This window comes from Coprococcus sp. RTP21204st1_G4_RTP21204_210225 (assembly GCF_040915385.1).
In the GTDB taxonomy this organism is placed as follows: domain Bacteria; phylum Bacillota; class Clostridia; order Lachnospirales; family Lachnospiraceae; genus Allocoprococcus; species Allocoprococcus comes.
The window spans coordinates 61,481-73,525 of sequence record NZ_JBCPDP010000012.1; the positions used below are offsets into that span (position 1 = coordinate 61,481).

The 12,045-nt window shown below is 42.1% G+C and carries 13 protein-coding genes; 3 read left to right on the forward strand and 10 right to left on the reverse strand.

Going from position 1 to position 12,045, the window contains the following annotated elements:
- Positions 1 to 74: 74 nt before the first annotated feature.
- The 6 genes from AB5213_RS11560 to AB5213_RS11585 form a co-directional block, all read right to left on the reverse strand.
- Positions 75 to 1,016 carry a DUF4340 domain-containing protein gene (locus AB5213_RS11560; protein ID WP_349095981.1) on the reverse strand — a complete coding sequence of 314 codons (942 nt, stop codon included), beginning with the start codon at positions 1,014 to 1,016 and terminating at the stop codon, positions 75 to 77.
- A gap of 18 nt (positions 1,017 to 1,034) precedes the next feature.
- Complete coding sequence (locus AB5213_RS11565) at positions 1,035 to 2,489, reverse strand: Gldg family protein (protein WP_368276719.1); 1,455 nt, start codon at positions 2,487 to 2,489, stop codon at positions 1,035 to 1,037.
- A gap of 12 nt (positions 2,490 to 2,501) precedes the next feature.
- A complete protein-coding gene (locus tag AB5213_RS11570; protein WP_368276720.1) occupies positions 2,502 to 3,368 on the reverse strand; it encodes an ABC transporter permease subunit in 867 nt (288 codons plus the stop codon).
- Complete coding sequence (locus AB5213_RS11575; protein ID WP_368276721.1) at positions 3,352 to 4,473, reverse strand: ABC transporter ATP-binding protein; 1,122 nt, start codon at positions 4,471 to 4,473, stop codon at positions 3,352 to 3,354. Before AB5213_RS11575 ends, AB5213_RS11570 begins: the two co-directional genes overlap by 17 nt.
- A 271-nt stretch (positions 4,474 to 4,744) precedes the next feature.
- The gene (locus tag AB5213_RS11580; RefSeq protein ID WP_368276722.1) at positions 4,745 to 5,650 is read right to left on the reverse strand and encodes a hypothetical protein; all 906 of its coding nucleotides are present in this window, start codon (positions 5,648 to 5,650) and stop codon (positions 4,745 to 4,747) included.
- Positions 5,651 to 5,788: 138 nt separating this feature from the next.
- A complete protein-coding gene (locus AB5213_RS11585) occupies positions 5,789 to 6,481 on the reverse strand; it encodes a 5'-methylthioadenosine/adenosylhomocysteine nucleosidase (RefSeq protein ID WP_008374185.1) in 693 nt (230 codons plus the stop codon).
- 190 nt (positions 6,482 to 6,671) lie between these two features.
- On the opposite strand from AB5213_RS11585, the gene AB5213_RS11590 reads away from it, so the two are divergent.
- Positions 6,672 to 6,923, forward strand: coding sequence for a TIGR03905 family TSCPD domain-containing protein (locus AB5213_RS11590; protein WP_055261919.1), 252 nt, complete (start codon positions 6,672 to 6,674; stop codon positions 6,921 to 6,923).
- A 451-nt stretch (positions 6,924 to 7,374) separates the two neighbouring features.
- Here the strand turns inward: AB5213_RS11590 and AB5213_RS11595 are convergent, their stop codons facing one another.
- Both AB5213_RS11595 and AB5213_RS11600 read right to left on the reverse strand, forming a co-directional pair.
- Positions 7,375 to 7,815, reverse strand: coding sequence for a DUF6147 family protein (locus tag AB5213_RS11595; RefSeq protein WP_368276723.1), 441 nt, complete (start codon positions 7,813 to 7,815; stop codon positions 7,375 to 7,377).
- 88 nt (positions 7,816 to 7,903) lie between these two features.
- Complete coding sequence (locus tag AB5213_RS11600; protein WP_368276724.1) at positions 7,904 to 8,902, reverse strand: DUF4367 domain-containing protein; 999 nt, start codon at positions 8,900 to 8,902, stop codon at positions 7,904 to 7,906.
- Between the two features lie 143 nt (positions 8,903 to 9,045).
- Between AB5213_RS11600 and AB5213_RS11605 the strand changes: the two genes are divergently transcribed.
- On the forward strand, positions 9,046 to 10,113 hold the full coding sequence (locus tag AB5213_RS11605) for an undecaprenyldiphospho-muramoylpentapeptide beta-N-acetylglucosaminyltransferase (protein ID WP_368276725.1): 1,068 nt from the start codon (positions 9,046 to 9,048) through the stop codon (positions 10,111 to 10,113).
- A gap of 78 nt (positions 10,114 to 10,191) precedes the next feature.
- Here AB5213_RS11605 and AB5213_RS11610 read toward each other — a convergent pair whose 3' ends face one another.
- Positions 10,192 to 10,746: an RNA polymerase sigma factor gene (locus AB5213_RS11610; protein WP_173686103.1), complete on the reverse strand. Its 555-nt coding sequence runs from the start codon at positions 10,744 to 10,746 to the stop codon at positions 10,192 to 10,194.
- 17 nt (positions 10,747 to 10,763) lie between these two features.
- A complete protein-coding gene (locus tag AB5213_RS11615; RefSeq protein WP_008374196.1) occupies positions 10,764 to 11,177 on the reverse strand; it encodes an HIT family protein in 414 nt (137 codons plus the stop codon).
- A gap of 90 nt (positions 11,178 to 11,267) precedes the next feature.
- Between AB5213_RS11615 and AB5213_RS11620 the strand changes: the two genes are divergently transcribed.
- A complete protein-coding gene (locus AB5213_RS11620; RefSeq protein WP_117559392.1) occupies positions 11,268 to 12,020 on the forward strand; it encodes an ATP-binding protein in 753 nt (250 codons plus the stop codon).
- The last annotated feature ends 25 nt before the right edge of the window (positions 12,021 to 12,045 follow it).

Here is a 12,045-nt window from a genome sequence, read left to right on the forward strand (position 1 = left end):
CTCTGTCCTTTCCTGAAAGACATCATCCCTTTTCCTTTCTTAGCAGATTTATTTAATTTTCTCTTTGTATTTTTTTACTCTGTACTGCTATCCACTTTCCATCCAAGCGCTTTCTCTACCGTATCAATCAGTACCCGGCTTACTCTTTGTGAACCGTCCATCTGTACATAATAGTAGGTCGCACTGTCGTCCTTGCTTCCCACATAGAATGTAACTGTCTTTTCCTTGTCATCATCCGACGTATCCTTGTAAGTCAGCTCCACCTTCGTCCGCTGATCTTCCGCAAGCCCGTAATTGCCAAGCGTCGCGTCCGTCACATGATAATCTGCACAATCTGTAAAATAGAATCCGGAAAGTGCTGTCATAATACTTGTGACAGTATCTTCCTGATCCTCATTGTCCGCTTCGTAGGTTTTTACCTCGTCACCCGGTTTTGTCACAGTCTCTTTTACAAAGTTATCGGATGTAACTGTTACAAAGCTGTCCTTTTCAGCAACATCTGCAAGCTGCCATACCATTTCCGAAATCAGATCTGCCGATACCGTGTACACTTTTTCTGTTCCATCTTCCATGAAATAATAATTTTCTCCGGAAGCATTCCCGATTAGAAATTTATGTGCCTCGCCATCCTTTCCGGTCAGCGTAAGATTATATTCCGGTGAATCAAATCCATAGTCCGAAAGGTCATCCGGATTCTTGATCTCTTTTACCGCCTGAATATCCGAAAATGCATCTTCCATATTTTGCATACTGCTCTCCGTCAGTGCGATCGTGGTGTCCGGCGCATACTCCCAGGTATCATCCTCTTTTACAAAGGACATTTCTTCCCCAGATGCTTCTTTATACTCGATCGACTCCAGCGAATCTGTCTCAAAAATATGCACCACTGCGTTTTCTTTTTTCTTCTCTTCTGCCTCTGACTTAGATGTATTCCATTTTTTCAGCCCGAAAAATGTAATGAGCAGAGCAAGCAGTACGAGCAGAAGGATTCCTATTGTCCTTGTTTTTTTCTCCATCTTTTTTCCTCCTGCCTCTTACGCTTTCCGTCTTCTCATCCAGATCACAAATCCAAGGATCAGAATTGCAAGCGGAATAATAAAGATCACAAGGATGCTGAATGCACCTACATGCATCGGTGTGTTGGTCTCAGTCGAAAGACTCTTCGCTTCAATCGCAACATTGTTTACATTATCAAAATTCTCTGTCACTGAATTTACAAACAAAGTCAGGTTATCCAGTGTCGTCAGCTGATCTGTGATATCCGAGCTGATCATAGATGCAGAAGTAAGCACCGTAAGTCTTGCTGTCTTTGTGTCTGTATCCGTTGCATCACTCTTATCGTCTTCATCCTCGCTGTCCGAATCTGAAGAATCCGCAGAAATCGCATTGGTAGAAACGGCTCCCAGGATATACTGTCCCTGTGTCTGGTCATTTTCTGTCACTGCATATCCACTGTCTGATGTCTGCATAAATGGGGTAACCGTCAGATTATCATTATCCGTATCTGTTTTCTCCATACCAAGTGAATTCAGCAGAAGTACCATCTGATTGCTGATGCCGCTTCCCAGGTCACCACTCAGAGAAAGCTGTGGGAAGATTGCATAATAATTTCCCTGGTAGCATCTCTGGGTATCTGCAATATAACCGCTGACTTTTTTCAGTCCATAATCCGACATAATTCCGTCCAGATTTGGTGTGTCTGAAGTCGTATCTCCAAGGATCAGATAAACCTTTCCGCCGTCACTCAGATATTTCTCAATAATTGTCTTTTCATCATCTGTAATATCCGATGTCGGTGCATAGAGAAACAACAGGTCACAGTCATCCGGGATTTCCGGACTCATACTCAGGTTGATTTCTTCCGTCTCCAGATTATTCTTAGTAAGCAGATCACTTACCGAACTTGAAAATGTCGCTTCTCCGTGACCACTGGTCCGGTAAATCTTGCTTGTTTCCTCGCTGGTTACATAATTGATCGCACTGGTAAGCTGTCCTTCTCCGTCGAAAGAACTTTCACTGGCACTTCCGGTCGTATAATAAGAGTAATAATCGGACTGGATAATATCTGAAAATGAAATCGTTGTAGACTTTCCGGTTGCATCACAGGACACAACGATTACATTCCCATCGGTATTATATTTCTGAAGAACGGACGGATGCAGTACGCTGTCCACCCATTCCACTTTTACTTTGCCGGAAAGCGCCGCATATTTTTTCACAAAAGTCTTGATCCTGGTATCCACAGAATCCTGTTCTGCGATCACTTTCAAATCTACTTTTTTATCCAGCTTCTTCAGCATTTTTGTGGACACACTGCTGATATCGTACAGATTGTTGCTGCTGATATCAATATTTCTTACTTTTTCCGGAAGCTGTCCTGCCACCAGATTGATCACGATCGCGATTGCAATCACGATCACTGCAAGCCCTACGCTGTAAGTTCCGTTCCGGGAAGACTTGCTGCTGAACATTTTTTTGATTTTTTCCATGTCTTCTCCCTCCTAACTCCAACGTCTTTTCTGAATGGACTGCATAGTCAGGAAGATAAATACACCTGCTACACTCAGATACAGGATCAGCCCACTCACATCGAAAAGCTTGTTATATGCTACGTTGTCAAATACATCTGCAAGATACAGCTTCTTCATGATGTTGACCAAAATATTTTCAAATAATGAAGATTTTACAAAGCTTACGATCACAACCGCAACAACTCCGATCGCTTCGATAATTCCTGCGATCATCCAGTTTCCCGTCATCCGGTAAATGATCAGCGCCGCAATGGTAACGAATACCACAATACCGATCATGCCGCTTGCAGCTGATGTCGGGAGGAAATTGATCAGTCCTCCCCAGAGATAGATCAGAAGCAAAACGCCAAAGGTTGTTACTGCCGCAATGATCTGACTTTCTGTGAGTGACGAAAGAAACATTCCGATTACCAGATACACGCATCCTAGCAGGAAGAACATCAGGATCGACAGATAATCCACCTTCAGATACGCCGTTCCAAAGCTCTTAATGATAATTGGGAAAATGCAAAAAATCAGGCACGGTACCGCAAATACCGTCACCATCGCAAGGTATTTCCCCATCACGATATCAAATAATTTTACCGGTGCGGCAAGCAGAAGCTGGTCTGTCTTGTTCTTCCGTTCCTCCGCGAAGGAACGCATGGTGAGCATCGGGATAATGATGATCAACACGTAGTTGATATTCATCAGAACATATGAAAAATAGGGATATCCCGAATTTAAGTTGTACGCCATAAAATAGATTCCCGTGAAGATCACAAGAAAGGCGATCAGGACATAGCCTGTCATTGATTGAAAATAGGATTTTAATTCTCGTTTATAAATTGCTGTCATTTTCGAGATCCTCCTTTTCATCCTCACTTGTCGGAACGGCATTTTCTTCCGGCTCTTCATCCATCTCAGTCAGCTCGTTCTCTTCTGCCTCTTCCTGCGCATTTTTCTTGCGCCGCTTTACCATCCGGCCTTTCTTTTCGCCGTCCTTCATCGCTTTTGCTGCTGCAGGTGTGCTTCCCTGCGTCAGCTCCAGGAAGACATCCTCCAACGTCGTGCGGCTGTGATACAACATAAGTAACGGACAGCCCTCCTGTGCAAATGCCATAAATACTGTTTCCCCGATATCTTTTCCATCCTTCGGGAACAGACTCGCTTTTACCGTTCCTTCTTCTTTTCCGTGTTCCACGGACGCCTTCTGCACATTACCGATTGTGTCGATGACTTTCCGTACCGTATCTTCATTTCCCTTTGCCAGGATTTCCACAGTCTGCTGATTCGTCAGAAGCTTTTCCAGATTCTCCGGTGTATCACTTGCCACCAGTTTCCCTTTGGAAATAATCATAATATAATCACAGACTTCCTGGATCTCTGCCAGAATGTGCGAGCTCAGGATCACGGTATGCTCTTTTGCCAGCTCGCGGATCAGTTCACGGATTTCAATGATCTGCTTCGGATCCAGTCCGACCGTCGGTTCATCCAGAATGATGATCTCCGGAAATCCAAGGATTGCCTGCGCAAGTCCGACTCTCTGCTTATAACCTTTGGACAGGTTCTTGATCAGCCGGTCCTGTACATCCATGATCTTCACCATCAGCATGACCTTCTCAATCTGCTCTTGCCGTTCCTTTTTTGGAATCTTCTTCAATTCCGCTACGAACCTCAGGTATTCATTCACCTTCATATCCGTGTAAAGCGGTGGCATCTCAGGCAGATAACCAATACATTTTTTTGCTGCCTCCGGTTCCTCCAGTATATTGTGCCCGTTGATCAGCACTTCACCTTCTGTGGCGCCAAGATAGCCGGTCATAATATTCATCGTTGTGGACTTTCCGGCACCGTTCGGTCCTAAAAATCCATAGATCTGCCCGGTATCTACAGTAAAATTCAAATGATCTACAGCCAGATGTGAGCCGTATTTCTTTACAAGATTTTTTACCTCAATCAATGTTGTTCCTCCTGACTACAAAATTTCATGCTTTTCGATTATACGGATGATTTGTGAAACTTCTGGGGGCAATCTGTGTTCATTCTGTGTTTTTTCTGTAAAACTGTGAACTGCAAAAGTGTACCACCTGCCCGATAATAATAGAAATACCGATATCTGGAATCAGCTTTTCCACATATCGGTATTTTATATTTTTAAATCATTTTTTACCCGAAAAAGACTTTTTTATATACTGGGCAGATTTCACTTAACTTGCGATTATCCACACCAGTCAGGCAAGGAATTCTTCCAGAATTTCCCGGATTCTTGCCTCTTTTGTCGGCTCCAGCTTTTCGCCGGTATCTTCTTGCTTAAATCTGGAACCGGCTGTATCTTCCATCCGTGCTCCGGGCTGCTGCGTCCGCATTTCATCAGCCTGATTTGCATTCGCCTGTCCCACTTTTGCTACTGTCTGCACGGTCTGCTGCATTTGTCCATCTTCTGTATACCGTTTTTCGTTCGCAGAAACCGTATTTACCGTAGCTGCGCTTGCTGGCACGGTTTCTTCTGAAAATGGTCTTTGCACCTGACCAGAATGCGCCGCTTCATTTTCCTCCGCATCCATTTTCTCCGGAATCTCATCCGCTCTCTGAACCGTAACCTGGATTTCTTTCTGATTGGTCTTCTCATAGCGATGAGCATATGTATTTTCCAGAAAATCTACCATATAGGTTTTCGCTGCCTCCAGCTGATAAGCATCATCCGCAAGCATCCGGAATAGAAAGAGCGCCAAAGCTCCCATACCGCCCAAAATACCATATCTGTAAAGTCCCTGTTCCCTCTCCCCCGCTGCATAAGCAAGCGCTGTTCCTGTGGCTCCAAAGATAAGGCAGAGCCAGATGCTCCCCTTCGCCCACTGCCTCCAGGTATGCAGCCTCACGCCAAGCACCCGATATTCATACAAATATTTCTCTACAAATGCACCAACATTCTGTACTTTATCACTCACCATACACCCATGCTCAAATTTTGCCCTTACAAGCCGCATCAGCGGATGATTGCTTTTACTCATGTTACTTGCTGCTCTTACCAGCTTTTTCAGTGAAATCCCGGTAATCAGTCTTGCAATCGCGCCGATCCCGATCATCACTCCCGTCAGAAAAAATACCGTTTCTCTCACCACGAACATTTCCAACATAAAAAGAATCCTCCTTCTTAGATTTACCGTCATTATACCGTAAACCTCCGAATTTGGATTCCCTAATCGTTCGCCACAATCCGACATCCTGTCTGGGAAATGACGCTGCTTTTCTGTTTTACTTTGCTGCCTTACGCATTACATTCTTTCTACAAGACCTTTGACAAGCCCTACATAATGGGTGATTGCCATCTTCACAAACTCCGGATAATCCATCGTTGCACTGTTGTCAGCTTTGTCCGAAATTGCACGAATAATGACATACGAAACTTTATTCAGATATGCGGTCTGCGCCATTGCTGCGCCTTCCATCTCCGCACACTTTCCATCAAATGTCTTTACCAGATATTCCTTCTTTTCCTTGCCGGAAATAAACTGATCTCCGCTGAGCACTCTTCCGGTAAATGTCTGAATGTCCGGATTCACTTCTTTGTTTACTTCCACTGCCAGCTTCACAAGCTTCTCATCTGCCGGAAAAGAAAAGGTATCCATTCTCGGAATCTGTCCTACCGGATCGCCAAGCATACTTACATCCATGTCGTGCTGAACTGCATCTGTAGAAATCACGATATCCCCAATGTTGATATCTGCATCCAGAGAGCCTGCCACACCTGTATTGATTAGCGTATCCACACCAAAACAGTCAATCAGAATCTGTGCGCAGATTCCCATGTTGACTTTTCCGATACCACTTCTTACAACTACAACTTCCTTGCCGCTCATAATACCTTTGACAAAAGTCATTCCGGCACGTTCCATCGTATCCTGAACTTCCATCGATTCCTTTAAGATTGCAACCTCTTCATCCATTGCTCCGATAATTCCTATCATTTGAAAATCCTCCGTTTTTCCTACATATTGTTTTTATCTATATCTATAGATTTCCCTTCAAAATTACAATAGCTATTATATCAGATTTCTTATAATATGCACTAGCATTTTCTTATAAGGCTGTGTTATAATCATTGAAGCAATTTTATAAGGCACAATAATAGTATAAATATAAAGGAGGACTATACTCATGGAATTTACACCACACGGCGTCTGTTCTAAGAATATTCACTTAGAAGTAGATGAAGCTGGACGTATTCATAATGTTGAGTTCACAGGCGGATGTAACGGTAACTTACAGGGCATCGGACGCCTCGTTGAAGGAATGGATATTCACGAAGCAATTTCACGTATCGAAGGTATCAAATGCGGATACAAAGCAACATCCTGCCCGGATCAGCTTTCACTTGCTTTAAAAGAATATTTAAACAATAACCAGTAATCAAATAATTTTTTCGCAATTTTGCGTCAAAACAAGCAGGTCAGGAATTATCCCGACCTGCTTGTTTTGGTCTAATTCAGTTTAACATTAGTTAGGCTTCTTGCTTGCTCTGATGTTCCATACTCACATACTTCGCGACCGGGTTGTATTATTTGGTCATATGCTTTCTGTCCAATCAGAAAATACGTTTATTAGTTGTGGTCTTTACAGTTCTGTTCGCCCTCATGTCAGTCTGCAAGACCGGAGATGTTGAACTTTATCAACCTGCAATTCAGACAGGTGTTAAAAGGAATCTTCCCATCTCCCTCCCTCATATTGTTCCCTCGTCCTTACTTTCGCTAACTGCCGCACCGGTTGATAGTCGTATGAATATTTTAAAAAAATATTTTTGGTTTGGTGGTGCGGGGTGGGTTAGAGTGGGTAAGGGGTTGGGATGTTTGGTTTGTGATTTTTAGATGTAAATGCCGTTGGTGAATGATCCGCTTACATCTGAGTTTGCGTAATGTACACAGCATACTCGATAATAATATCCAGTTGGTACAGATAATGTTTTACTTGTACTTACATAGACAGAATTATAGTTCGTTTCCAGCCATGACGTATAGTATCTCCATTTTCCGTCCACATATCTTTCTACTGTTACATCTACTGTAATTTTAGAAACAACCTTCTGCCCTACTGTGTTTCCTCCTGCACCAATTTTCCCTGGTCCCACTTTTGTAATTGTTGATGATCCACTTTTTAAATACACACCTCTACTCATTGAGCCAACTGTTACTTCTGATGAATCATCATTCGTTAAATAAGAACCATCAACACACTCCGGTACATCTGATGCTTTTGTAACTCCTTGTGTACTGATAAACAATGTACAAACCATAATCATTGTCATAATCAGCGACAAAATTTTGCTTTTTTTCACCTTTCGCCTCCTCTCTACACTATATTAACAATTGAGAGAGAAAAATCTCACGCCATATTTAAAAAAAATACAAATTTTTTAAAAGTTTTTTTAACTTACCCTCATCCATAGTTGTATTTATTGTATAAAATACATCCTCATATGTAAACTGTGCTACGTTTTCTTTATTACCATCAGGTAATTCATATTGAAAAATATCAATATTATTGCCAGATATCTTGATTTTCTCCTCCTTAATTTTTTTATCTTCTATATCGTATCCATGAGATTGTTCTTTATAATTAAAAACCATTTGATATTCAATCATATTTTCTTTATTATCGTAAATCAAACAAACCCTTTTTAATACTTCATCAATATCACTTTGTACTAATAACATATCTTCCGATGTTCTTTTTAATCTAACAACATCTACCCCCATTTTTTCTTTTATTTCTTCATATACACTTTCTTCATCATAATCATCAACCTTATTCTTATCCCCATCCTCTCTCTCCGTATCTACCTGTGTCATCTTCCTATCTCCGATAGTCTGCGTCCACAGTTTCCCAAAGAACGGCGTCCCACCAATACTCACCATGCTCCACATCATAGCAAGCACAGCCACGATCGCCACGATTCCATATACCTTCCAGTGCCGTTTTCCCTTCTTAACTTTCTTCTTCCCGGCTTTCTTCTCGATCTCTTCGTTCGTACCGTCGTCACTTGCTTTATTGTCTGCTTCATGCTTCACATACTCAATTGGCACAACATTATCTATATAACTGTCACTCTCCACATCTTTCTTAAGATGATCTTTCGTATTCTCCCCGCCGCGAAGTGCCTGAACCTCTCGTCCGAGACGGATTGCCTCCTTGTCGTCATCTGACAGTTTTTCATATGCTTTCTGCTGTTCTTCATATTCTTGGATTTTACTCCACATCTTTTCATCCAGGTCTTCTGGAAAGGAAATGTCCTGCAGTGATTCGTCCGAGTCCATTTCTTCCATGATTTCCCCGGCTTCTTTTTCCAGTTCAGCTTTTAAAAGCTTACCCAGATTATCTTCATGTTTTTCCATTTTAAACCTCATTCTTTTGGATTTCTTTTCCCTTTAACTTGACCTTTTTCCTTCACCTGTTTAATATTATGATATCAGGGCAGTCTCTCTGCCTGTATCAACTGCGAATCTTAATTCGCACCATCAATGGGAGGATTTTTATTATGAAACGCATCATTCTGACCGGCGGAGGTACTGCCGGACATGTTACACCTAATATTGCACTGCTTCCCCGTCTTCGGGAACTGCAGTATGACATACATTACATCGGTTCTTACAACGGTATGGAAAAGCAGCTGGTTGAACAGCAGGGAATTCCATATCATGGTATCTCTTCCGGTAAGCTCCGCCGGTATTTCAGCCTTCAGAACTTTACGGATCCGTTCCGCGTCCTGAAAGGCTTCAGTGAAGCCAACCGCCTGATCAAGCAGTTAAAACCGGATGTAATTTTTTCAAAAGGTGGATTTGTAAGTGTTCCTGTTGTTATTGCCGGAAAGAAGAACCATGTTCCTGTTATCATTCACGAATCGGATATGACTCCGGGACTGGCTAATAAGCTTTCCATTCCTTCAGCTGCAAAAGTATGCTGTAACTTCCCGGAAACTTTAAGTTCCCTTCCTCAAGATAAAGCTGTCCTTACCGGATCCCCTATCCGTCAGGAGCTTTTCACCGGAGATAAAGAAAAAGCCCGCGCTTTCTGTGGTTTCAAGGAAGTAAAACCAGTTATCCTGATCGTCGGAGGAAGTCTTGGCGCAGTCGCAGTCAATAATGCAGTACGCAAGATTCTTCCTGAACTGTTAAAAGATTTCCAAGTTGTTCATCTCTGTGGTAAAGGCAAGCTCGATGAAAAGCTCACCGGTCTGAATGGCTATGTTCAATTTGAATATATTCAGGATGAACTGAAAGATCTCTTCGCCCTTGCCGATGTTGTAATCTCAAGAGCAGGTGCAAATGCAATCTGCGAATTGCTTGCTCTTCGCAAACCAAATCTTCTGATTCCACTTTCAGCTAACGCAAGCCGTGGTGACCAGATTCTGAATGCCCGTTCTTTTGAACGTCAGGGATTCAGTATGGTTATGGAAGAAGAAGAGCTTTCAGATGAAAAGCTTCTCGCAGCTGTCCACAAGCTTTATGATTCCCGTGAAGACTTCATAAATGCAATGAATCAGTCTTCTCAGCAGGATCCGATCAAGACAATTATCGGTCTGATCGAAGATGCTGCTTCCAAATAATTTTTTAACAACAGTTATTTACATTGTTCAAAAACAGGTGCCGGAACGACACCTGTTTTCTTTACATATCCATCGGTGCTATTTTGTGTAATCATCAGAATTGTAATGTATCTTTACCCATTTTCTTGCTCTGTACAGTACACCCGTCAGTGCTTGGATACTGATCCCCATAGATTCAGCCACATCTTTTTGTTTTCTCTCCAGACAGTAAACCATGGTAATTGCTTCGTACCAGTTTTCATTTTCTTCGTACAATGCATCCAGAATCGTCCATCCATAACCCACTTTTTCTTTTTGTAAAATTTTGTGGAATACATGCTCCTCTGCACTTTCCGCATATTCCTTCGAGTACAGATCCGAAAACAGCTCAATATCTGCCTTCGGACATTCTCTTGCCCGCTTCTTCATATAATTGATAGCTGTATTTTTCGTTGTTGTTACCAGCCATGCTGCCATGTATTCTTCATCCACTGTATCAAAGTGTGTATATAGTTTTAGAAAAACCTCCTGGAATATCTCTTCCGCTGACTCTTTGTGACTGCCAGAATAATCCATTGCTATCCGATAAACGTTGAACTTATTTTTATAGTACACGTTCTCGAATTCCTTTTTATTCTTATTCTGAAAACTCACTCTAGTACCTCACTATTTTATTTTTCTTTCAGTTTTTCCAGGATTTCATCCCGATCTTCATCTGTAAGTTTACCCGGTTTCCAGCCGAATCCGCTCTTGTCATTTTTATATCTCGGAATCAGATGCATATGGAAATGGAATACGGTCTGACCGGCCACTTCCCCGTTATTCTGTACGATATTATATCCGTCACATCCAAGTACATCTTTTAATCTTGTTGTGATCTTCTTTGCAAGCTTAAATGCTTTTCCTGCCAGTTCTTCATCAATAGAATAAATATCTGCCGCATGTTCTTTTGGCAGGATCAGTGCATGTCCCTTTGTCGCCGGTCCAAGATCCAGAATTACTCTGAAATCATCATCCTCATATATGGTTGCAGATGGAATTTCTCCATTTGCGATTTTACAAAAAATACAGTTCTCATCCCTCATGTTTTTTCCTTCTTTCTACATTTTCTTCGATTAATCTCGAATTTGTTTACGAACCAGACTTTCAATGATAAACTACAACTACTTTATATCATGGAAAGGATGGTCGTTACCATGCCATTTACTGCAAATGATTATGAAAAGTTACATCAGCTTATGAATTCCAGTCCGGAAATTCGTGAATTACTTCAGAAACTCCTGGATTCACAGCAATATACAATCAGCAAGATCAGTCATGAAGTTCGCAATCCACTGACGCTGATCTACAGTACCTTTCAGCTCATAGAGTCCAGTCACCCTGAAACCAGAGATTTCAGCCACTGGTCAGAGCTTCGCGAAGACATCGAATACACAATCTCTCTGCTGCAGGAGCTGTCTGCCTATAATAACAGTGAACATCTGCATCTGAGCACGTTTTCTGCACAGGACTTTTTGGGACAGATCTGCCTGTCCTTTGCCGCCTCCTGCGTAGATACCGACATTGGATTCTCTTCTCTGATAGCCCCTGATCTTCCATCTCTGACGGCCGACAGATTAAAGCTGCATGAAGCGATTCTCAACCTTTTAAGAAACGCCCGTGAAGCCATTTCGTCTGCCGGTTCAATCCGTCTGGAAGCAGTCCTCAAAGATCAAATGCTTCAGATTACCATATCTGATACCGGATGTGGAATCTCACCGGAATATCTCGACACGATTTTTGATCCTTTTGTCACTTATAAACCAGACGGCACCGGTCTTGGTCTTGCCATTGTCAGCCGGACAATCACAGCTCACGCCGGAACAGTAACAGTTACTTCCTCCTGTGGAAAAGGCACTTCTTTTTTGCTTTTGTTACCAATTACATAATCATTTTTATTATAAAAAACACGTA

What these genes read in the sequence shown, in the direction of transcription:
- AB5213_RS11560 (WP_349095981.1), bottom strand. Translation starts at nt 1,016, where the DNA reads ATGGAGAAAAAAACAAGGACAATAGGAATCCTTCTGCTCGTACTGCTT.
- AB5213_RS11565 (WP_368276719.1), bottom strand. Translation starts at nt 2,489, where the DNA reads ATGGAAAAAATCAAAAAAATGTTCAGCAGCAAGTCTTCCCGGAACGGA.
- AB5213_RS11570 (WP_368276720.1), bottom strand. Translation starts at nt 3,368, where the DNA reads ATGACAGCAATTTATAAACGAGAATTAAAATCCTATTTTCAATCAATG.
- AB5213_RS11580 (WP_368276722.1), bottom strand. Translation starts at nt 5,650, where the DNA reads ATGTTGGAAATGTTCGTGGTGAGAGAAACGGTATTTTTTCTGACGGGA.
- AB5213_RS11585 (WP_008374185.1), bottom strand. Translation starts at nt 6,481, where the DNA reads ATGATAGGAATTATCGGAGCAATGGATGAAGAGGTTGCAATCTTAAAG.
- AB5213_RS11590 (WP_055261919.1), top strand. Translation starts at nt 6,672, where the DNA reads ATGGAATTTACACCACACGGCGTCTGTTCTAAGAATATTCACTTAGAA.
- AB5213_RS11595 (WP_368276723.1), bottom strand. Translation starts at nt 7,815, where the DNA reads ATGACAATGATTATGGTTTGTACATTGTTTATCAGTACACAAGGAGTT.
- AB5213_RS11600 (WP_368276724.1), bottom strand. Translation starts at nt 8,902, where the DNA reads ATGGAAAAACATGAAGATAATCTGGGTAAGCTTTTAAAAGCTGAACTG.
- AB5213_RS11605 (WP_368276725.1), top strand. Translation starts at nt 9,046, where the DNA reads ATGAAACGCATCATTCTGACCGGCGGAGGTACTGCCGGACATGTTACA.
- AB5213_RS11615 (WP_008374196.1), bottom strand. Translation starts at nt 11,177, where the DNA reads ATGAGGGATGAGAACTGTATTTTTTGTAAAATCGCAAATGGAGAAATT.
- AB5213_RS11620 (WP_117559392.1), top strand. Translation starts at nt 11,268, where the DNA reads ATGGAAAGGATGGTCGTTACCATGCCATTTACTGCAAATGATTATGAA.